At 60.1% G+C, this 20,255-nt stretch carries 17 protein-coding genes; 11 read left to right on the forward strand and 6 right to left on the reverse strand.

All coding sequences use genetic code 11. The features are described 5' to 3' along the window. Positions 1–168: 168 nt before the first annotated feature. Entirely contained in the window at positions 169–1,824 is a 1,656-nt protein-coding gene (locus tag CK911_RS02885; protein WP_098968913.1) for a methyl-accepting chemotaxis protein, read from the forward strand. 205 nt (positions 1,825–2,029) lie between these two features. Here the strand turns inward: CK911_RS02885 and CK911_RS02890 are convergent, their stop codons facing one another. Continuing rightward, positions 2,030–3,760 (reverse strand): formate--tetrahydrofolate ligase, encoded by a 1,731-nt coding sequence (locus CK911_RS02890; protein WP_098968914.1) that lies wholly within the window; start codon positions 3,758–3,760, stop codon positions 2,030–2,032. 67 nt (positions 3,761–3,827) lie between these two features. Between CK911_RS02890 and CK911_RS02895 the strand changes: the two genes are divergently transcribed. After that, entirely contained in the window at positions 3,828–4,244 is a 417-nt protein-coding gene (locus tag CK911_RS02895; protein ID WP_098968915.1) for a hypothetical protein, read from the forward strand. A 29-nt stretch (positions 4,245–4,273) separates the two neighbouring features. Here CK911_RS02895 and CK911_RS02900 read toward each other — a convergent pair whose 3' ends face one another. Beyond that, positions 4,274–5,176 (reverse strand): LysR family transcriptional regulator, encoded by a 903-nt coding sequence (locus CK911_RS02900; protein WP_098968916.1) that lies wholly within the window; start codon positions 5,174–5,176, stop codon positions 4,274–4,276. Positions 5,177–5,285: 109 nt separating this feature from the next. On the opposite strand from CK911_RS02900, the gene CK911_RS02905 reads away from it, so the two are divergent. The 4 genes from CK911_RS02905 (at position 5,286) to CK911_RS02920 (ending at position 8,289) form a co-directional block, all read left to right on the forward strand. Further along, positions 5,286–5,846 carry a YceI family protein gene (locus tag CK911_RS02905; RefSeq protein ID WP_098968917.1) on the forward strand — a complete coding sequence of 187 codons (561 nt, stop codon included), beginning with the start codon at positions 5,286–5,288 and terminating at the stop codon, positions 5,844–5,846. After that, a complete protein-coding gene (locus CK911_RS02910) occupies positions 5,846–6,583 on the forward strand; it encodes a hypothetical protein (RefSeq protein WP_098968918.1) in 738 nt (245 codons plus the stop codon). The genes CK911_RS02905 and CK911_RS02910 overlap by 1 nt, the downstream gene beginning before the upstream one ends. Before the next feature lie 195 nt (positions 6,584–6,778). Beyond that, complete coding sequence (locus tag CK911_RS02915; protein WP_098968919.1) at positions 6,779–7,903, forward strand: adenosylhomocysteinase; 1,125 nt, start codon at positions 6,779–6,781, stop codon at positions 7,901–7,903. A gap of 77 nt (positions 7,904–7,980) precedes the next feature. Beyond that, the gene (locus CK911_RS02920; protein ID WP_098968920.1) at positions 7,981–8,289 is read left to right on the forward strand and encodes a SelT/SelW/SelH family protein; all 309 of its coding nucleotides are present in this window, start codon (positions 7,981–7,983) and stop codon (positions 8,287–8,289) included. Between the two features lie 144 nt (positions 8,290–8,433). On the opposite strand, the gene pepT is transcribed toward CK911_RS02920, so the two are convergent. Next, positions 8,434–9,657: a peptidase T gene (gene pepT, locus CK911_RS02925; RefSeq protein ID WP_098968921.1), complete on the reverse strand. Its 1,224-nt coding sequence runs from the start codon at positions 9,655–9,657 to the stop codon at positions 8,434–8,436. A gap of 957 nt (positions 9,658–10,614) precedes the next feature. On the opposite strand from pepT, the gene speA reads away from it, so the two are divergent. Then, complete coding sequence (gene speA / locus CK911_RS02935) at positions 10,615–12,519, forward strand: biosynthetic arginine decarboxylase (protein ID WP_068976981.1); 1,905 nt, start codon at positions 10,615–10,617, stop codon at positions 12,517–12,519. Positions 12,520–12,641: 122 nt separating this feature from the next. Here the strand turns inward: speA and CK911_RS02940 are convergent, their stop codons facing one another. The 3 genes from CK911_RS02940 to CK911_RS02950 all read right to left on the reverse strand — a co-directional run bounded on the left by CK911_RS02940 (position 12,642) and on the right by CK911_RS02950 (position 16,721). Then, the gene (locus CK911_RS02940; protein ID WP_098968922.1) at positions 12,642–12,932 is read right to left on the reverse strand and encodes a hypothetical protein; all 291 of its coding nucleotides are present in this window, start codon (positions 12,930–12,932) and stop codon (positions 12,642–12,644) included. 262 nt (positions 12,933–13,194) lie between these two features. Continuing rightward, positions 13,195–15,201, reverse strand: a complete 2,007-nt coding sequence (locus tag CK911_RS02945) for a methyl-accepting chemotaxis protein (protein WP_098968923.1) — start codon at positions 15,199–15,201, stop codon at positions 13,195–13,197. A 224-nt stretch (positions 15,202–15,425) separates the two neighbouring features. Next, complete coding sequence (locus CK911_RS02950) at positions 15,426–16,721, reverse strand: amino acid permease (protein WP_216640692.1); 1,296 nt, start codon at positions 16,719–16,721, stop codon at positions 15,426–15,428. 251 nt (positions 16,722–16,972) lie between these two features. On the opposite strand from CK911_RS02950, the gene CK911_RS02955 reads away from it, so the two are divergent. From CK911_RS02955 to CK911_RS02970, 4 genes are all read left to right on the forward strand, one after another. Continuing rightward, positions 16,973–17,356 carry a Rid family detoxifying hydrolase gene (locus CK911_RS02955; protein WP_042058012.1) on the forward strand — a complete coding sequence of 128 codons (384 nt, stop codon included), beginning with the start codon at positions 16,973–16,975 and terminating at the stop codon, positions 17,354–17,356. 22 nt (positions 17,357–17,378) lie between these two features. Next, positions 17,379–18,668 carry a serine dehydratase subunit alpha family protein gene (locus CK911_RS02960; protein WP_098968924.1) on the forward strand — a complete coding sequence of 430 codons (1,290 nt, stop codon included), beginning with the start codon at positions 17,379–17,381 and terminating at the stop codon, positions 18,666–18,668. A 65-nt stretch (positions 18,669–18,733) separates the two neighbouring features. Then, positions 18,734–19,387, forward strand: coding sequence for a transcriptional regulator (locus tag CK911_RS02965; RefSeq protein WP_040065159.1), 654 nt, complete (start codon positions 18,734–18,736; stop codon positions 19,385–19,387). Between the two features lie 153 nt (positions 19,388–19,540). Continuing rightward, complete coding sequence (locus CK911_RS02970; protein ID WP_098968925.1) at positions 19,541–20,128, forward strand: histidine phosphatase family protein; 588 nt, start codon at positions 19,541–19,543, stop codon at positions 20,126–20,128. Positions 20,129–20,255: the final 127 nt, after the last annotated feature.

Genomic DNA, 20,255 nt, shown 5'->3' on the forward strand with positions numbered 1-20,255 from the left:
AATAATCCGGCTATTCTACCGCCCTCACGTTTCTCGCTGCAGCTCATGGATTTCAGAGATATTCATCAAGGTTGGATGGTATGCCACAGATATGTGGCCAGATTGTGCATGCCTGGAGGGCATGGACCTGACGCGTGCTACTTAATTTAACGACCACCAGGATATCCCATGAATACCAGTACCATGACCATAGGTAAAAAACTCACCGCCGGCTTTGCCGTGCTCGGTTTGATGGTCGCCTTTATTGGCGGTTTTGCCCTTGTCCAGTTTGGCAATATGAATGATGTGGCAATCCGGTTTACCGACAGTATTCTGCCTGCGGTCAATCGTACCAGTGCCATCGGGGATTCTCTCGGTGAGTTGCGTCGTTATGAGCTGGGCTATTTCATGGTGGCAGCCGAGCCGCTAAAAAGGGCTGAATATCGGAATATTGCCAGTCAACAGCTTAACTCGATCGCGCAGCAGTTGAGTGCCCATGACAAGACCATTTGGCCTGAGGATGTGGCGGAGCGCCGTACCTTCGATACGGTGAAATCTGACTGGGATCGTTATGTCGCCCTGCACCAGCGAGTCAAACAGCTGCAAGACAGCGAGCAGCTTGCCGAAGCCCAACGCATCTTCCTTGAGGAGGGCGTTCCCCTTTACACCGCGCTGAGCAAGTCAGTGGCCTCCCTTATCCAGATCAACCACGGTTATGCAGCCGAGTCTCGCGGGGATGTGGTCGAATCTTATCAATCCGCCAAGCTGAGCGTCACCATAGCGCTGGTGCTCGGTCTGGTACTGGTGGTGGTGCTCTCTATGGTACTGACTCGTCAGATCCGCGATCCGCTGATCATGCTGGCCCGTCAGGCCCAACGCATCGCCAATGGCGAGCTGGGTCAGGGCGAACTGCAGCAGTGGATCCGTGACAGCCGCTTCAACCGCGACGAACTGGGTCAACTGGGTGCCGCCATCAACCGGATGCAGGGCTCCCTCTCCGATCTGGTGAGCGAGATCGCCGGTTCCGTGAGCCAGCTCAGCAGCGCGGTGGAGGAGGTGAGCGCCATCTCCAGCCAGTCTGCCAGCGGCATGGCCATTCAGCAGAATGAAGTCTCCCAGGTGGCGACTGCCATGAACGAGATGCAGTCCACCGTTAACGAAGTGGCACGCAACACCACGGATGCCATGAGCGCTGCCAAGGATGCCTCCCGCACCTCCGCTGCCGGCAGCGAAGTGGTACGCAGCTCCATCGCCAGCATCGAAGAGGTGTCGGTCAAGATTGAACAGGCGGGCACAGTGGTGCAGCAGCTCGAAGCCGACAGCGCCAACATCAGCGTGGTGCTGGATGTGATCCGCGATATCGCCGGTCAGACTAACCTGCTGGCCCTTAACGCTGCCATCGAAGCTGCCCGTGCCGGTGAGCAGGGCCGTGGCTTTGCAGTCGTTGCGGATGAAGTACGATCCTTGGCCCAACGTACCCAGGACTCTACCGCCGAGATCAGCAAGATGATCGAGCTGCTGCAGAGCCGTGCCGCCGAGGCGGGCAACGCCATGCAACTGAGCCGTCACCAGATGCAGGAGAGCGTCGGTCTGGCGCGGGATGCCGGTACCAGTATCGACACCATCAACGGTGCCGTAGTGCGCATCACCGACATGAATACTCTGATCGCCACCGCCACCGAAGAGCAGAACGCGGTGACAGAAGAGCTCAACCGCAGCATCGTCAACATTCACAATGCCGCTGACGAGAATGCCCAGGGCGCCCATCAGATCGCCCAGGCCTGTGGCGAACTGAGCAAGCTGGCCAACACCCTGCACCATATGACCCAGCGCTTCACCCTCTAAACCGTGACGCATGGATAACAGAAGGCCCCGCCAATTGGCGGGGCCTTGTTGTATCTGGCCGGTTTGTTGATCGTAGGGTCGATTAGCGAAGCGTCATCGGCCGATGCCAGACCTCTCACCCGACCATTTAGCTCAGGCCGACTATCTCGCCGTTCTCATCGATATCGATATGACGGTCAGGAAGGGCAGGCTGCCAACAGGTTCTTCAGCTCAGGCCGATTATTTCCCCGTTCTCATCAATATCGATATGACGATAGGCAGGCAGGCTGCCCAGCCCCGGCATGGTCATGATGGGGCCCGCCAGCGCATAGACGAAGCCAGCACCGGCGCAGAGCTTCACCTCGTCGATGGGCACCTCGAAATCGGTCGGCACCCCCTTGAGGGCGGGATCATGGCTGATGGAGAGCGGCGTCTTGGCCACGCAGATGGGCAAGTGATCCCACCCTTCGGCGGAGAGTTGCGCCAGCTGCTGGCGGGCTCTGTCGGAGAGTTGCACCCCGCGGCCACCGTAGCCGCACTCCACCAGGGTCGCCAGCTTGGCTGCGAGGCTCATCTCGTCGGGGTAGAGCAGTTTCACCTTGCTAGGTTGCTCGCAGGCGGCGACCACGGCGTGGGCCAACTCGCTGGCACCCGCGCCACCTTGGGTGAAGGCGTTGGAGATGGCTGCGCCACAGGCACCGGCTTGCTGCGCTTCATGGGCCAGCAGCGCCAGTTCGGCCTCGCTGTCGGTAGGGAAGCGGTTGATGGCGACCACCACCGGCACCCCGTAACGGCGGGCGTTCTGGATATGCCAGGCAAGGTTGGCGCAGCCCTGCTTGAGGGTTGGCAGATCCTCCCCTTGCAGGCTGGCCGGTAGCGGTTGGCCCGGGCGGATGTCGAGCAGACCGCTGTTAGCCTTGAGGCCGCGCACTGTGGCCACCAGTACCACGCAGGCGGGGGTGATGCCGGATTGGCGGCTCTTGATGTTGAAAAACTTCTCCAGCCCCATATCGGAGCCAAAACCTGCCTCGGTCACCACATAGTCGGTCAGGCCAAGGGCGATGCGATCGGCGATCACCGAGGAGTTGCCGTGGGCAATATTGGCAAAGGGGCCGGCATGCACCAGCACCGGCGTTTGCTCGGTGGTCTGCATCAGGGTCGGTTGCAGGGCATCTTTGAGCAGTACCGTCATGGCGCCTGCTACTTCCAACTGTTCGGCGGTGATGGGCTTGCCGTGGATATCGCGGGCCAGCTGGATGCGGCCGATGCGAGCGCGCAGATCTTTCAGATCGCTTGCCAGCGCCAGAATGGCCATCAGCTCGGAGGCGGCGGTGATGACGAAGCGATCGCTGCGCTCCACACCATCGGCAGCGCCGCCCTGACCGATGGTGAGGTGGCGCAGGGCGCGGTCATTCATGTCGAGGCTGCGCGGCCAGAGGATATTGGCCGGGTCGATATCGAGCCGTTGCAAATCGGTTCTGGCGGTGAACTCATCGCCCAGTTTTTGCTCGTGGAACAGGCGGGCATCGAGGGCTGCCGCTGCCAGATTGTGGGCTGCCGTCAGGGCGTGAAAATCGCCGGTCAGGTGGAGGTTCATCTCCTCCATCGGCACCACCTGAGCGTGGCCGCCACCGGCAGCGCCCCCCTTGACCCCGAATACCGGCCCGAGACTCGGCTGGCGGATAGCAGCGATGCTGGGCTGGCCGATATGGTTGAGCCCCATGGAGAGGCCCAGCGTGGTCACCGTCTTCCCTTCACCGAGCGGGGTGGGGGTGATGGCGCTCACCAGCACCAGCTTGCCTTTCTGTTGGGGCTGAGACTTGAGCATGTCGAGGCTGAGTTTGCCTTTGTAGTGGCCGTGAGGGCTGAGCAGGTGCTGGGGGATGGCGAGGCGTTCGGCCAGCGCGTGAATGGAGAGACGGGGGGACTGGCGGGAGATCTCGATATCGCTTAGCATCAGCACCTCGTTGGCATATCGGGGTAAAATATGCGGCGCATTTTAGTGGAATATAACGGGTTATCCAATGACGAAAACGATTTTATTTGGTAATGATGAGGTTCGTCAGAATCCTGTTCGGTTTGTTCTCAACGAACTCTATCATCCCCCCAAGCAGCCGATGACAGCGCTGGGGATCGTCAGTGCGCTGGTACCGCTGTTCGGTTTCGGCTGGCAGGCGATGACCCAGGATCCAGAAAGCCAGCTGCGCCATGAGATCCGCAAGCGGGTTAACAAGCACAGAACCGACGAGGCGAACCTCATCCTGATCCTGCAGTTGGCCGCGATGTTTGACTGCAACGAGCTGGAGGTGGCGCTCCCCTATGTCCTCAGTGAACAGCAGTTGTCGGTGATCCGCACCCGTCTGCCACGCTGGCAATTGATACTCGAACAACAGCAGTTGCTGGCGAAGTTCATCCCCGCCGCGGCCACCGGCAAAAGCTAGAGTTTAAGCCGAACAGTCCGCGCTGGCCATCAGGCGGGCGCATCCCACTTTTGCGGGGCGAGATAGCGCTCCTGCACGAACTCGATAAAGCAGCGCACCTTGGCCGAAACGAAGCGGCGGTGCGGATAGACCGCATAGAGCCCCACCTCCCCCTTCTCCCACTCTGGCAGCAGGCTCACCAGCTGCCCTGCCCGCAGGGCTTCCCCCACGATAAAAGTGGGCTGCAATATGATGCCCTGATCATCACAAGCGGCACGGGTCAGCGCCACCCCGTTGTTGGCCCGCAGCGGCCCCTGCGGTCGGATGCTCTGGGCTTCGCCCCCCTGTTTGAAGTGCCACTCCGGCTGGGTCAGGGTATAGACCAGACAGTCGTGCTGTTTGAGATCCTCCGGGCTCTGCGGCGTCCCCTTGCGAGCCAGATAGGCGGGGCTGGCGCAGAGCGCCAGCTTGATGGTGGCCAGCTGGCGTGCCACCAGCGAGGAGTCACTGAGATGGCCGATGCGCAGCGCCAGATCGAACCCCTCTTCCACCAGTGCCACCCGCCGATCGCTGTACTCGATGTCGAGTTTGAGATCGGGAAAGCGCTGGCGAAACAGCGGCAGGGCGGGGGATAGATGAAGGTAGCCAAAATCCATTGGCACCGAGAGCTTGAGGGTGCCATGGGGTTGCTGGTTGTGGTGGGTCAGCTGGCTGTGGGTCTCTTCCAGCTCTGCCAGCAGGGCGAGGGTGCGCTGGTAGTAGAACTGGCCCGCCTCGGTGGGATTGACCTGACGGGTGGTGCGCGACAGCAGCCGGGTGGCGAGGGACTCCTCCAGCTGCTGCATCAGTTTGGAGGCCATGGCGACCGAGATGCCGAGCTGGTTGGCGGCCTTGGTAAAGCTCTGGCACTCCACCACCTTGATAAAGGTGCGCATGGCGGCGATCTGGTCCATTTTCCATCCTCAGTAAATAATGAATTTAATAAATCACTGATTATTCATCTTCAGAACGAGGTTAGCATTTTGGCCACTGATGTGAACCCCAAGATGAAGGAACGAACGGATGAAAATGACCAAGGCTCTGCTGGCCTCCTGCCTGTTTATGGCAACCCCTCTGATGGCGGCGGATTACGATGTGGATGCGGCTCACACCACGGTGCAGTTCAAGGTGGGTCACCTGGGCTTCTCCGAGCTGGTGGGTCGCTTCAACACCTTCAGCGGCACCTTCAGCATGGATGACGCCAACCCGGCGGCGGCCAAGGCGAGCTTTGAAGTGGAGGCTGCCAGCGTCGATTCCAACCACGAGGCCCGCGACAAGCACCTGCGCAGCCCTGACTTCCTCGATGTGAAGCAGTACCCCAAGATGACCTTCGTCAGCTCCGCTTACGAGGGCAGCAAGGATAAAGGCGTGCTGAAAGGGACCCTGACCCTGCACGGCGTTTCCAAGGAAGTGGCCTTCGATCTGGTCAAGATCGGTGAGGGCAAGGATCCCTGGGGCGGCTACCGCAGCGGCTTCAACGCTTCCACCACCATCAAGCGCAGTGACTTTGGGGTGAGCTACATGCTGCCCGGCATCCCGGACCAGATGAACATCAACCTGTTTGTCGAAGGCGTGCGCAAGTAATGGGCGCGGAACTTCTGCTGCAAACCCTGGCGGCTCCTCTGGGAGCCGCTTTGCTATCGTGGCGCTGGCCGCGACTGGGGTATCTGTGGGGGGCGCTGGCGCTCTGGCTGGTGGGATCCTTGCTCGGTGGCCTTTATGGCATCCCGGCCAAGGCGTGGCAGTGGCTGCCACTGACCTTGCTGGTGCCCGCCATCGCGGCTCAGGTGAATGACCTGCGCGGCTCGCTGCTGCTTTTTGTAGTTATCAGTGCGCTAGTGTGGTGGCAGGGATTGGCCTCGGTACTGGCCAGCGAGCCGATGATCTGGCTGGCGCTGCTGCCCGCCATCTTCTGGTTTGGCTGGAGCGGTCTGCGTGGTGACAGCCACGAGGGGCTTGGCTTTGCCCTCGGCTTTATCTGGCTGGCGCTGGTGATCGGTATCGATGGCAGCCTGCTGATTGCCCAGCTGGCCGGTGCGCTGGCGGCTTTTGCCGGTTTTCGCGTCCTGCTCGCCACCTTTGTTGGCATCAAGGTGGCCCCCGCCGGTCTGGCGCTGGCCCTCGCCTTCGTCCAGATGCTCGCCTGGCAATATGTGGAGGTGCCGCTGGTGGTGTTGCTGCCGGTCTGGCTGCTGCCGCTGCTGGAGTGGGCTTTGCGTGACAAGCGGTTGCCGCTGCGCTGGGGGGCACTGATCCTGCTCGCCGCCGCAGGAACCGGACTCAGCCTGTGGTGGGTGTGGCCTGCTGCTTCTTTGTACTGATTTTTGCATGAAAAACAGGCAATTACAGTCATTTTTGCATACCCGCTCATACTCTTGGCAGATAATGATTGAGCCCCCTATGTGTTTCAGATAAAAAGGATTTTCAATTTATTTGGACACACACAGAACCCGGTTATGCCGGGTTCTGTGTGTTTGCTTGCAGCACACTCTTTGCGGCACATAAGGAGGCCACAGTTGCGCAGTCAAGGATCTGAGCATCTGTTTTTTCGCCATTTCACCGGACAGGGACGCATCGACGGGCTCTGCATTCTGCTGGTCACCCACCTGCTGCCCGATCGCCCCCGTTTTATCGACGCCCTTGGTCAAATTGGACGGATCGGCGCCATTTTGCCCAAACCGAAATCGGTACATGGCCCGACCCTGGAGTGGGTATCCCAGCACTATCCGGTGCTGCCCCTCAACCGGCACTGGACCAATGATCCCGACAGCCTCATCCAGCAGATTGCCCCGCTGGTGGCCCCCCACGAGCGGTTGCTGATCCTCGATATCGGCGGCTACTTCGCCAGAACCCAGGTGATCTTGAGCGAGTACTTCGGTCCCCGTTTCCTCGGGGTGGTAGAGATGACCGAGAATGGCCATCAGCGCTATGAGCAGGAGGTGCTGGCGACCCCGGTGGTGTCGGTGGCGCGCAGCCCCCTCAAGCAGGCCGAGGATATTCAGATTGGTCTGAGCGTGGTCTACTCCGCCGAGTCGCTGGCGCGCACCCTCAACCGCACCTTCAACGTCTGCGAAGCCGTGCTGTTCGGCTATGGCAAGGTGGGGCGCAGCATCGCCCGCGACCTGCGTGGTCGCAACCTCCATCTCGGGCTGGTGGAGACCGATGTGCTGCGCCAGGTCGAAGCGCTCTCCCATGGTTTTCGCTTGATCACCAAGGCCGAGGCCCTCGGCCGCGCCGAGCTGGTGATCTGCTCCACCGGCAACGGCTCGCTTGATCTGGCGGATCTGCAGGCGCTGCGCCCCGGCACCATGGTGGCCTCGGTCACCTCGGCCGATGACGAGTTCGCTTTCTCGCTGGCCCAGTTGCCGTGGCCGAGCGAAGAGGTGTGCCCCCACGTGCTGGCCCTCAACCGGCCGGATGGCACCCAGATCTACCTGCTCAACCGGGGCGAGGCGGTCAACTTCGTCCATGGCGCCGTGATTGGCGAATATGTCTATCTGGTGCTGGCGGAGATCATGGAGGGGATCCGGATGCTGGCGGCAGGCCCCCTTGCACCCGGCCTGTTCGAGCTGCCAGAATCGGCGATGCGTACCATTGCCCGCCATTGGCTGGCCGATTTTCATGGTGTTGACCAGCACTGATTTGACCAAACCGGGATCGGCCATTGGGCGGCGGTACGCCATTTCCTGCCATTGGCCGATTTTTTATGGAGTCCCTCATGACCGAATCCGAAACCCTGATCAGCAAACCCCGCATTGAGATCCGCTACTGCACCCTCTGTCGCTGGATGCTGCGCGCCGCTTGGCTGGCGCAGGAGCTGCTTTCCACCTTCGACAGCGATCTGGGAGAGGTGGCGCTGGTGCCGGCCAGCAAGGGGGAGTTTCGCATTCTGGTGGGCGGGGTGCAGGTGTGGGATCGGGTGGTGGATGATGGCTTCCCCGAAGCCAAGGAGATCAAGCAGCGGGTGCGTGATGTCATCGCCCCTGCTCGGGATCTCGGCCACTCGGATCGCAAGACGGCCGAGTAGCAGCTGACGCGTCGTCAGCAAAACAAAAACAAAAACAGAAAAGGAGAGGGAGGCCATGGCCTCCCTCTCCTTGTTTAGTTTCCCACCTGCGGGGATGGTCTATTCGGGCGGTTTGCCCGGATCCGCCATTCTGTAGCCAAGGCGCTATGCGCGCCAAGCTGCGGTCAGGCGCACCAGCTCCACCAAGGTGGCGACCGATTTTTCCATGGATTGCAGCGGGATGAACTCGTGCTTGCCGTGGAAGTTGTGGCCACCGGTGAAGAGGTTGGGGCAGGGCAGACCCATAAAGGAGAGGCGGGCGCCATCGGTACCGCCGCGAATGGGTTTGATCTTCGGCACCACGTCGGCGGCCTCCATGGCCGCCTTGGCCAGCTGGACGATATGCATGTGCGGCTCAATCTGGCTGCGCATGTTGCGATAGCTGTCGGTCAGGGTCAGCTCGATGCGGGCCTTCGGATACTCGGCCTGCATGGCGGCCACCCGGCTCTCCATTTCGGCCTTGCGCGCGGCGAAACGCTGGTCGTCGAAGTCACGGATGATGTAGTGCAGGGTGCTCTCCTCCACGGTGCCGCTCATCTGGGCCAGATGGCAGAAGCCTTCGTAGCCCTCGGTACACTCCGGGGTTTCGGCGGCAGGCATGGCGGTATGAAAGCGGGCAGCCAGGGTCTGGCTGTTGATCATGCTCCCCTTGGCGGTGCCGGGGTGGACGTTGTTGCCGATAAAACGCACCGTGGCGCTGGCGGCGTTGAAGTTTTCATACTCCAGCTCCCCCTGTTCGCCGCCATCGACGGTATAGGCCCACTTGGCCGGGAATCTGTCCAGCGGGAACAGGTTGGCGCCGCGGCCGATCTCTTCGTCCGGGGTAAAGCCGACCCAGATATCGCCGCGCGGGATCTCGGGGTGGGCCTGCAGGTGGTCAATGGCGGTGAGGATCTCGGCGATGCCCGCCTTGTCGTCGGCGCCCAGCAGGGTAGTGCCGTCGGTGGTGATGAGATCCTGACCCAGATAGTTTTTCAGGAAGCGGTAGTCACGGATGGCGAGCACCTCGTCGCCCTTGCCAAGGCAGATGTCACCGCCCTGATAATTTTCAATGAGCTGGGGCACCACGTGCTCCGCCTCGTAGTCGGCGGTATCCATGTGGGCAATCAGGCCGATGGCGGGGGCATCCGGCTGGTTGCCCGGCAGGCAGCCGGTGAGGTAGCCGTGCTCATCCAGGGTGACTTGGGTCAGCCCCAGCGCTGTCATCTCCCCCTGCAGGGCACGGGCAAAGATCAGCTGGCCTTCGCTGCTGGGGCAGGCAGGATTGGTCTCATCGGAGCGGGTATGAAAAGTCACGTAACGCAGAAAACGCTCAAGCAGGGTATCCATTAGTCAGCCTCTAACCGGTTGTGAGCGGTCATTGTGGCTAATCCGTGTCGGCCACTCATTGCGTCAGCGCAGGTTTTTCCCATTTTTTGACGCACAGCGCGGCGGTGCGCCGAATGGCCGTCGGGTATCTGTGGCGTGCCGGTGCGCATAAAATGTGGCGTTATCGCGATATTTAGGCGCTTGTGGTGGGGGCGAAATTCCCCCCAGCCACCGCACAGCAAGGCGTCAGCCTTGCCGTGTCGTTTTAACACACTTTTCAAGGGGAAATAGCCGCATCGCATAACCAGTGCCATCCCAGAGCCCGCCTGCCCGCCAGCAAGATTTCATCCCTTGGTTAAAAGGGGATTTTGCGCACTCTTTTTTATTGTCACTGCCTGCGGTAAGTGTGTACACTCCGCGCCGATCCAAGGGCAACTCTGAAGCAGGCAGCGCCGCCAGATAACCGACCGATCATACGCCTATAGGGCGAGGCACGCAGAAACGACAGACACTGCTGGGCATGGTTTCTTTAATACCGGTTAGGCTCCGGTATCAGGGAGAGCAACAGACTCTCATCGTTCATTTGACCGAGTGGGCCAATGGCTCATCATCTTCCCTTGTCATGGGTGGTCACTTGATGTGAGCTGGGCTGTGGTTGTTGTCGTCTATCAACACGCATGCGTGCTGGCGTCTTCGCTTCTCTTCCTTGAAACCCTCTCCTTCTGTCGTGATGGCTGCCGAATGATGAACTGACGGCGTGGCTGATGTCGTCTGTCATCAAAGTACCGCGGCGCCCCGTTTCTGGTGGCACCGCATACCGTTGAGCTTGATGTAAAGCCACCAGCCCCACATCAAGACTCGTTACTTCCCAAAATCCACCAGACAGCGTTGGCTTGCCACGATGTAAAGAAAGAGGGTCTGGATGTGATAGAGGGTAACGAAGGCGACTTCTGGTCGCTCATTTGCGAGGCATAGCCCATGACTAACTGGTCCAGCAAGGACTCCTTGAAGGTCTACAACGTTCCCTACTGGGGTGCGGGTTTTTTCAATATCAATGACGCCGGTCAGGTGACCGTTGCTCCCGACAAGTCGCGCCCTGATGCACATATTGTCATCTCTGATGCCATCGAACAGCTGCGTCAATCCGGGCTGACTACCCCCGTGTTGCTGCGTTTCCCCGACATCCTCAAGAGCCGGGTCGATGCACTGTTCAACGCCTTTGGTCAGGCCATCGAGAAGTCAGGCTATCAAGGGGAGTACCTCTGCGTTTACCCGATCAAGGTAAACCAGCAGCGTCGCGTCATCGAGACCATCAGCCAGTCCTACAGTGACAAGCCCCGGCTTGGCCTGGAAGCTGGGTCCAAACCGGAACTGCTGGCCGTGCTGTCCCATCACCATGATCAAGGATCGGTGATCGTCTGTAACGGTTACAAAGACCGCGAATATATTCGCCATGCCCTGCTCGGCAACCTGATGGGCCACAAGGTCTACATCGTGGTAGAGAAGCCCTCCGAGCTTGAGATGGTGCTGGACGAGTCAGCTCGCCTCAACATCAAGCCCAATATCGGGGTGCGTGCCAAGCTTGCCTCCACCGGCTCCGGCATGTGGGAATCGAGCGGCGGCTCCATGTCCAAATTCGGCCTCTCAGCCTCCCAGATCCTGGCGCTGGTCGAGCGTCTGCGCAGCCTGGACAAGCTGGATTGCCTGCAACTGCTGCACTTCCATCTGGGCTCCCAGATCGCCAACATCCGCGACATTCAGGGCGGGATCCGCGAGTGCGGCCGCTTCTATTCCGAATTGCGTCGTCTGGGTGTGCCCATCGACGTGGTCGACGTTGGCGGCGGTTTGGGTGTGGACTATGAGGGCACTCGCTCCCAGAGCCACTGCTCCGCCAACTACAGCCTCTCCGAGTACGCCAACAACGTGGTATGGGGCATCGGCGATGTCTGCCGTGAGTTCGACCTGCCGCACCCCACCATCATCAGCGAGTCTGGCCGTGCCCTGACAGCTCACCACGCCGTGCTGGTCACCAATCTGATTGGTGCCGAAGGGGTGGAGATGAGCGACATCAGCGCGCCGGATGAAGATGCCCCCACCATTTTGCAGAACATGTGGAAAGGTTGGCTGGATCTGCGCAGCGAAGATCCCTCTCTGCTGGAGATCTTCCACGACTCGGTGGCTGATCTGGGTGATGTGAATACCCAGTACACCATGGGCCTGCTCAACCTTGAGCAGCGTGCCTGGGCCGAGATGCTGCACCAGAACACCTGTCTGGCGCTCAAAGAGCTGCTCAACCCGGTTAACCGCAACCACCGTGCGCTGGCGGACGAGCTCTCCGAGAAGCTGGCGGACAAGTGCTTTGCCAACTTCTCCCTGTTCCAGTCCCTGCCAGATGCCTGGGGTATCGGTCAGGTGTTCCCGGTGATGCCGCTGACCGGGCTTGAGCGTCCGCTCACTCGTCGTGGCATCCTGATGGACATCACCTGCGACTCTGACGGTCAGGTGGAGCACTACGTCGACGGTCTGGGGGTCGAGAGCACCCTGCCGATGCCGGAGTATGCCGAGAACGAAGTGTGCCACGTTGGCTTCTTCCTGGTCGGTGCCTATCAGGAGATCCTCGGCGATCTGCACAACCTGTTCGGTGACACCCACTGCGCCGAAGTGTGGCTGGATGACGAAGGCAAGATGGACATTCGCAACATAGTGCGCGGCGACACCGTCGACCAGCTGCTGCGTTACGTCAACATCGACCCGTCCGTGATCCGCGAGAGCTATCAGCGGATCTCCGCCCATCCGGCGCTGGACGAGGCCACCCGCAAAGCCCTGCTCGACGAGCTGGAGCTGGGTCTGCAAGGCTATGCCTATCTGGAAGACGAAGAGTAAGTCTTTGGCTTGTGCTTCCGCAGTCGCGGGGATGAAAAAACGGCGCCTTCGGGCGCCGTTTTTGTTGGTGGCTATCGCCATAGAGAACAGGGTGATGCCAGCATTGTGACTACGGATTTTTGTCAACGGCGGGTCTTGCTGCCCCATAGCCCCTTACCGATCTCCAGCATTGCGACGGCTGCTGCGTAGCTGCTATCTGACTTACCTATCTCGTCCGCCACATAGAGAAAATTGGATTGGTACTTCTCGACGGCTTCCTGTGGGCTGGTTGCGTCAATGAAGTCCTCCTCCACCTCGAACCCTTGGGTCAGCAACGCCGCCTTTTCATGTAGAAAAGTCGGGGATGCCATGTCGATAAAGGTGTATTGCTGCCGATTGGATGCCGGAACGGTAAAAAACTGGTATCTGGCCATGGGTAAATCCTTGCCTGAAGCGGGTGATAGATGAAGTGACGCTGGTTTTATCTGTGGCTCGCAGGCGGCCTGCCTCGACATCGCAGACAGTGCGTGTCGGAAATGCCGCATTTTGTTTTCGTTCGAGACTACTTGTTCGATATCTGTCGAGCAAGTGGGGCGTAGGGATTTTCTGGATGATCCGTGCAACTGAGATGTTGTGGGCAGGCGCGAGGCTGGGATGATGCCGGGCTCATATTGAGCCCGGCTTGTTAGCGCGGGGTCACAGCACGAAGCTCTGAACCATGGCGCGCAGCTGTTCGGTGAGCTGGTGGATCTGGCGGGCGGCATCGCGGGCGGCGTTGGCCACTTGCAGTGCCTCGTCGCTGCCATCGGAGATGCGCACCACGTTGCGTTCGATCTCGTTGACCACGGCGCCCTGCTGTTCAATGGCGCTGGCGATGATGGCGTTGGTATCGACCATCCGATCCACCTTCTCGGTGATGGCGCCAAAGGCCTGTTTCGCCTCCTGCGCCAGCCCGACCCCCTCCTGCGCTTCATGGCTGGCCGCCGACATGGCGGTGACCGAGGCACGGGCGCCGGATTGCAACTGCTCAATCATCTTCTGGATCTCGACGGTGGCCCCCTGGGTTCGGTTGGCCAGGGATCGCACCTCGTCGGCCACCACCGCAAAGCCGCGACCCTGTTCACCGGCCCGGGCCGCTTCGATGGCGGCGTTGAGGGCCAGCAGGTTGGTCTGTTCGGCGATGCCGCGGATCACGCTGATGACGCCGCCAATCTGGCTGCACTGCTGCTCCAGCTGACCTATGGTGTCGGCGGTGCGCAACACCTCGCGGTTGATATGGTCGATGGCCTTGATGGTGCGCTCCACCACATCTTCACCCTGACCGACCACGTTCTGCGCCTCCTGCGTCATGCGGGCGGCCTGCAGGGCGTTGCCCGCCATGTCCTGGGAGGTGGCGGCCAGCTCCTTGATGGCGGTGGCGACCTGATGGGTCTCCCCTTGCTGATCGGCAATCACCTCCTGCGAGCGGCAGGTGCGCGCTTCGATGTCGGTGGCGCTCTCCACCACGGTGACGCCATTCTCCCGCACCCGCAGCATCAGGGTGCGCAGGGTTTCCAGGGTTACGTTGTAATCCCGGCTGATGGCGGCCAGCTCGTCCTGACCGACGATCTCGATATGCTGGCTGAGATCCCGGGCGTTGACCCGGGCGGCAATATCACGTACCCGCCCCACTGTTTCGCGCAGGGAGAGATAGGCGCCGATCATCAGGTAGAGGTAGAGCAGCAAGCTGGCAGTCAGCGGCGCGGTGACCCACCAGAAGTGGCGGTGGTTGGCCTCCAGCCGCTGGTGCAGATCGGTCTCCAGCCGTTGGCGCACATGGCCTGCCAGTGCGGTGATGGCGCCATCCATGTTATCCCCCAGTGCCTGTACCTCCTTGGTGGAGAGCTGCACCAGCTGATCCTTCATCATCTTGTTTTCCATGGTCTCGACCCCCTGACGCACCAGTTGCATCAGGGCATCGGTCTGCTGGCCCAGCTCGGCGCGGTAGGCCGGTTCGATCTGATAGAGCAGGGTCAGGTCAGCTTCCAGCTCCTGCAGGGTGGCATTGATAAGGTCGAGCCGAAAACGCAGGCCGCTGTAGCCCTCTGCCTGAAACAGGCCGAAGTCGGCGATGGTGGCGGCGCGATCCCGCACCTGGGCCAGCAGGTCGCGCAGCTGTGGCAACCGCTCGCTGGTGAGGATCACCATGTAGTAGGTGCCGAGCGCCGGATCCTGAATAAGGCTGCTGGAGGCGGTGATGTGCTTGTAGAGGTGGCGCACTCCGGTCAGCAGCTTGTCGTGGCGCAGGTTGCTCTGCTCCACCTCCAGCTTGCCCGCTTCACTCTGCAGGGCGGCCCAGCCCTGCTGGAGCACCTCAAAGGAGGGGTTGTTCTGGCGGGTGTCGGCAAAGGCTTGCAGGCTCTGCTCCACCGCTTGCGCGGCCGCCTTGACCTGATCGTCACCGACCGGATCCACCTCATAGGCGTGGCGGGTCACCAGATTGCGATGGGTGAGCAGGGCCTGTTCGATGGCGGGAACGGGGGCGAGATTGACCACCCCCGCCAGCTCCCGGTTGGCCTGCTCGCTGTCATCCTGCAGCCGCCCCAGCAGATTGGCCATGCTGTAGGCCAGCGGCAGCAGCATCAGGCAGGACCAGAGCAGGAATTTGTATTTGAAGGAGAGCTGATTGCCCAGCCGGATGGCGGGGTTGAAAATCCATTTCATGTTAAGCCTCGATACCTGAGTGCGGGCGTGATGGGTGCTGCCTGAATAGTACTCTGAGCGGCTCCCCCTTGGGTGAGGCCCGATTGCAAGTTGTGATCCCCTTGGCTTTTTGTCTCTGTGGGGGGAAGCAGCACGAGCCATCTGTTCCGCTATTGATAGCAATAAAAAAACGGGCCACCCGAAGGTGACCCGTGGTCGATGAGGGGATATCCGCTTGCAACCGATCAGTTGAACGCCAGGAAGGGCGAGACGCAGAGCAGCAGGCCGGTGACGATGATGATGTAAAGGGAAGTGCCCTTGTACTTGTGCAGCGCCGGTACCTGATAGACCAGATAGGCCGGGATGAGGCAACCCACCATACCGAAGATGGGGCTGCAGATGGAGGTGAAGCTCAGCACCGGTGCGTTGAGCACGATGGCACCCCAGGAGAGCATGACGGTAAAGACCATGATGCCTTTACCCACCAGATCCCGGTTGATGTGGTTTTCCGGCATTACGCGGCGCAGCAGGTTCATCGCCAGTCCCTGACAGGCTTCACGGAAACCGAGGTAAACGCCGAAGTAGGCGGTCATCACCGCGAAGATGTTGAGGGTCAGGCTGAGCAGCTTGAGGGTCTGGCCAGGCATCCCCTGGGCTACCATGGCCAGCGCGGAGATGTTCTCTTCAGAGGCTTTGACCGCCTGATCGTGGCCCATGGCCAGGGTGAAGGAGACTGCATAGAAGAACACCACCACAAACAGGATGCCGAAGGCGATGTTCATGGCGCGCATCGCCTTGAAGCGGGCCACTTCCAGCGACTTCTCCCGGGAGCGGTAAGAGATCACCATGGGGCTCAGGCTCTGGATAAAGAGGATGGAGGTGAGGGTGAAGGGCAGCATGATGATGGCATCCTTCATCCAGTCACCGGCAGCGGGCATGGCGGTGATGTTGGCCGCATCCCACTTGTCCACCATCATCAGGCCGAGCACGGCTACCACGCTGATCTTGGTCAGCACCATAAAGGTGGAGATCTTGAACAGCAGGTTCTCGCCGCGTGATGCCAGCGCCACCAGACCGCAGATCAGCACCAGACCATAGAAGGGATTGTCCGAGATCAGACCGTCGGTAACGCCGAAGCTTTGCAAGAAGGAGGCGCTGTCATTGGTGATGGCAGTGGAGTAGACAAAGACCCAGATCACCAGCATCACAAAGTAGAGGGCACCGAGCAGCATACCCCAGTTTTTACCGAGGTAGCCGGTGATGACGCTGGGGTAATCCTTGCACTCTGGCGAGGTGGCCAGGGTGTTGATAAAGAGGCGCTGGAACATATACATGGCCGGGTAGCCGATCACCGCAGAGAGCAGAAAGACCCACAACCCCATCAGACCTACCTGTACCGGCAAGAAGACGATCCCCGCGCCGATGGCCATGCCGATGCTCATGATGATCCAGCCCCAGTCGGTGCTGTCGAAGCGAACCGCTTCTTTCCATTCCAGCGTGCCCATCGCGGGGCTGGCGAGTGTAGTGCTATGCGCGTCCATTAAAACCTTCTTTTTTGTAGGGGTGTGGGAAAGCTGCGCAAATATAGTTGAATGAAACTGTCATAAACAATGCCCATAAGAGTACTTTTGTTCAAATCAGGATGGCGATCACGGTTTATATTGAGGCCAAAAGGTGCCTTTAAACGCCATTTTTGTATCTTTTTGTTGAATGAATAAAATAAAAAGCAAATAATGTTGAAGTAAATTAGATTCATAACTGCAAAAAAAATTGCATGCATTGGAGTGGTAAAATGAAAAGCATCATCACAGCAGCAGCGGCACCTGACGCTATCGGCCCTTACAGCCACGGCACCGCCTATGGCGATCTTATCTTTACCTCCGGCCAACTGCCGGTCTGCAAACAGCAAGGTGGGGTGGTGGAAGGGGGCATTGCCGCCCAGACTCGCCAGTCGTTGGAAAACCTGAAATCCGTGCTGGAAGCCGCTGGCGGCTCGTTGGATACCGTGCTCAAAACCACCTGCTACCTCGCCGAGATCAGCGATTTTGCCGCGTTCAACGAGGTGTATAAAGCCTATTTCCAGAAAGATTGTCCGGCGCGCAGCTGCTTCGCAGTGAAGGATCTGCCGATGGGCGTCAAGGTTGAAGTGGAAGCGATCGCCCATATCGCTCGTTAATGCTGAAAAAAAGGTTCCCGAGATGAAACAAGCGTGGCAGCAGTATCTGCAAATTATTCAACAGGTTGTCAAACCTGCGCTGGGTTGTACCGAGCCAATCGCCGCTGCCTATGCTGCGGCTGTCGCCGCCCGGCAGTTGGGGTGTGAACCCCGCCGCCTCGAAGTCGTGGTGTCAGATAATCTCTACAAGAACTCGATGGGTGTCTATGTGCCGGGTACCGGCAAGATCGGTCTGGCCATCGCGGCCGCTGCCGGTGCCATCGGTGGTAACGCCGATGCCGGACTGGAGGTACTGGCTGCCATTGGGCCCGAGCAGGTGGACCGTGCCCAACTGTTGATCGATGCCGGCCACGTGCAGGTGAGCCGCACCGCCGCTCCCGAGTTTATTTTCTGCCGAGTGACCGTATTTGGTGTGGATGAGCAAGGGGAAGAGCACAGCGCCGACGTGACCCTGTGCGGTGGTCATACCCGTATCGTTGAGCAGCGCCGCGATGGTGAAATAACCTTCGCCGCTGATCAGAACCAGGGCGGTGCCACCGGTGCCATCTGTGACGGGGTCGATATCAGCATCGCCGCCATCTATGAGTTCGCCACCCAGGTGGAGTTCGAGCAGATCAAGTTCATTCTCCAGGCCTCTGTGCTCAACGGCAAGCTCTCTGCCGAGGGGATGAACAATCCTTACGGTCTGCAGATTGGCCGTACTATGCAGCAGAATATTCAGGCTGGCCTTATTGGTGAGGATGTGATGAACCGCATCGTGATGATGACGGCCGCCGCTTCCGATGCCCGTATGGGGGGCGCCACCCTGCCTGCCATGAGCAACTTCGGCAGTGGCAACCAGGGCATTGCCGCCACCATCCCGGTGATGGTGATTGCCGAGCGTTACGGTGCCAGCGAAGAGCAGTTGGCTCGCGCGCTCATCATGAGCCATCTGGGCGCCATCTATATCAAGTCCCACTATCCGCCGCTGTCGGCCTTCTGTGGCAATACCGTGACCAGCGCGGCGGCCTCTATGGCCATGGTCTATCTGGCGGGCGGCAGCTTCGAGCAATCCTGCTTCGCCATCCAGAACGTGCTGAGCGACAGCGCCGGCATGGTGTGCGACGGGGCGAAAGCCTCCTGTGCCATGAAGGTGAGTACCTCCTCCGGCGCGGCGGTACGCGGCTTCCTGATGGCCCTCAACAGCCACTCGGTGTCGGGTCAGGGAATTGTGGCAGGCAATGTGGATCAGACCATCCGCAACGTGGGTCAGATGGTGAAGGAAGGCATGTCTGCCACAGACACCACCATTATTGATATCATGTCCGCCTGATGTCCCTGTCGGTTGCTGTACTGCCATCCCCCCGCGTGCAGCAACCCTTGCAAGAAGGTCCCATTGTGAAGCTGCAAGAGTTGAGTCCGAGCGATTTTGAGATCCTCAAGTCGATGGAGAACATAGTGGACGGCATCGCCGCCATGTATGGCCAGCACACCGAGGTGCTGCTCCACAGTCTGGATGTGCGCAATCCCTCGATCGTCAAGATTGCCAACGGCCATATCACCGGCCGCAGTGTCGGCGCTCCCATCACCAATCTGGCGATGATGAAGCTCAAGAGCGGGCAGGATATCTCCAGCCCCTACATGACCAAGTGCGCCACCGGCAAGACCCTGCGCTCCATCACCACCGTGATCCGCAACGGGGAGCACAGGGCCATCGGACTGCTCTGCATCAACAGCGACATGGATGCCCCGTTGCAATCCGTGCTGCGCACCATGATGCCGGAGTGCATGCATCCCCACGAGAGCCATGCCACCCCGGAGGTGTTCGCCCGCAACATCGACGAGGCGCTCAACAGCACCATCGACACCGTCAGTGCCGAGGTGCGTGGCAACGAGGCGGTGCCCCCGTCCCAGAAGACCCGGGTCATCGTCAACCAGTTGCACGACATGGGGATCTTCGAGTTAAAAGACAGTGCCCAGATCGCCGCGCGCCAGCTCGGCATCTCGGTCCACTCCATCTACCGCTATCTGCGGGAGATCAAGAAGGGCTGAGCCGGTTCACTCTGGCCAAATTGACAGCAAACGGGTCGGCACTGACCCGTTTTTTACGCCTGCGTTTACACGTCTGGTTGGGCCATCCCCCGGGCTCATCTGCTATCATCGTCCCCCTTATTTTTCTATCTATCTGAACGTGCTGGAGAAACCATGTCCCGACTCATCTATCTGCTGCGCCACGGCCAGACCCGATTCAATGCCGAGCAGCGTCTGCAGGGACGTTGCAACTCCGATCTGACCGACAAGGGCGAGGCGCAAGCCATCGCCATGGGTCGGCGGCTTGCTGACGAACTGGTGGACCCCGCCCGCTGGACCGTCTATGCCAGCCCGCTCGGCCGTGCTCGCCAGACTGCGCTGCTGGTGTGCGAGCAACTGGGGTTGGCGGCGGAGCGCATCGTCTGGGACGATCGGTTAATGGAGCTGGGGATGGGGGAGTGGGAGAGCTGCCAGATCCCGGCACTGCGGCTTGCCCACCCCGAACTCGATACCGGCAAGGGGGACTGGTATCTGCAGGCACCAGGGGCGGAGAGTTTCGAGAGCATCCAGCGCCGGGCACACCAGTGGTTGCAGGATCCCGCGCTCGCCGAGCGGGCTATCGTCATCTCCCACGGCCTGCTCGGCGCCATGCTGCGTGGCGTCTATGCCGATCTCGACTATAAGGCGACCTGGTCACAGGAGTTGCCGCAAGATGCCTTCTATAAGCTGCAGGATGGCCATATCACCCGCATTGCCTGCTAGTTGCTGTGAGGTGGGCACCATGGCATGGAGTATGATGGCCACCTTCGGATGGCCATTTTGTAACCCACCACCAAGAATGAAAAACCGGGAGCTGGTGAAAACAAGTAGGAGATGGCGGGACAAACTC

This window comes from Aeromonas sp. CU5 (genome assembly GCF_002586745.1).
GTDB classification, from domain to species: Bacteria; Pseudomonadota; Gammaproteobacteria; order Enterobacterales; family Aeromonadaceae; genus Aeromonas; species Aeromonas sobria.

Coding starts and splice junctions, on each gene's coding strand:
- CK911_RS02885 (WP_098968913.1), top strand. CDS start 169: ATGAATACCAGTACCATGACCATAGGTAAAAAACTCACCGCCGGCTTT.
- CK911_RS02890 (WP_098968914.1), bottom strand. CDS start 3,760: ATGCTAAGCGATATCGAGATCTCCCGCCAGTCCCCCCGTCTCTCCATT.
- CK911_RS02895 (WP_098968915.1), top strand. CDS start 3,828: ATGACGAAAACGATTTTATTTGGTAATGATGAGGTTCGTCAGAATCCT.
- CK911_RS02900 (WP_098968916.1), bottom strand. CDS start 5,176: ATGGACCAGATCGCCGCCATGCGCACCTTTATCAAGGTGGTGGAGTGC.
- CK911_RS02905 (WP_098968917.1), top strand. CDS start 5,286: ATGAAAATGACCAAGGCTCTGCTGGCCTCCTGCCTGTTTATGGCAACC.
- CK911_RS02910 (WP_098968918.1), top strand. CDS start 5,846: ATGGGCGCGGAACTTCTGCTGCAAACCCTGGCGGCTCCTCTGGGAGCC.
- CK911_RS02920 (WP_098968920.1), top strand. CDS start 7,981: ATGACCGAATCCGAAACCCTGATCAGCAAACCCCGCATTGAGATCCGC.
- pepT (WP_098968921.1), bottom strand. CDS start 9,657: ATGGATACCCTGCTTGAGCGTTTTCTGCGTTACGTGACTTTTCATACC.
- speA (WP_068976981.1), top strand. CDS start 10,615: ATGACTAACTGGTCCAGCAAGGACTCCTTGAAGGTCTACAACGTTCCC.
- CK911_RS02940 (WP_098968922.1), bottom strand. CDS start 12,932: ATGGCCAGATACCAGTTTTTTACCGTTCCGGCATCCAATCGGCAGCAA.
- CK911_RS02945 (WP_098968923.1), bottom strand. CDS start 15,201: ATGAAATGGATTTTCAACCCCGCCATCCGGCTGGGCAATCAGCTCTCC.
- CK911_RS02950 (WP_216640692.1), bottom strand. CDS start 16,721: ATGGACGCGCATAGCACTACACTCGCCAGCCCCGCGATGGGCACGCTG.
- CK911_RS02955 (WP_042058012.1), top strand. CDS start 16,973: ATGAAAAGCATCATCACAGCAGCAGCGGCACCTGACGCTATCGGCCCT.
- CK911_RS02960 (WP_098968924.1), top strand. CDS start 17,379: ATGAAACAAGCGTGGCAGCAGTATCTGCAAATTATTCAACAGGTTGTC.
- CK911_RS02970 (WP_098968925.1), top strand. CDS start 19,541: ATGTCCCGACTCATCTATCTGCTGCGCCACGGCCAGACCCGATTCAAT.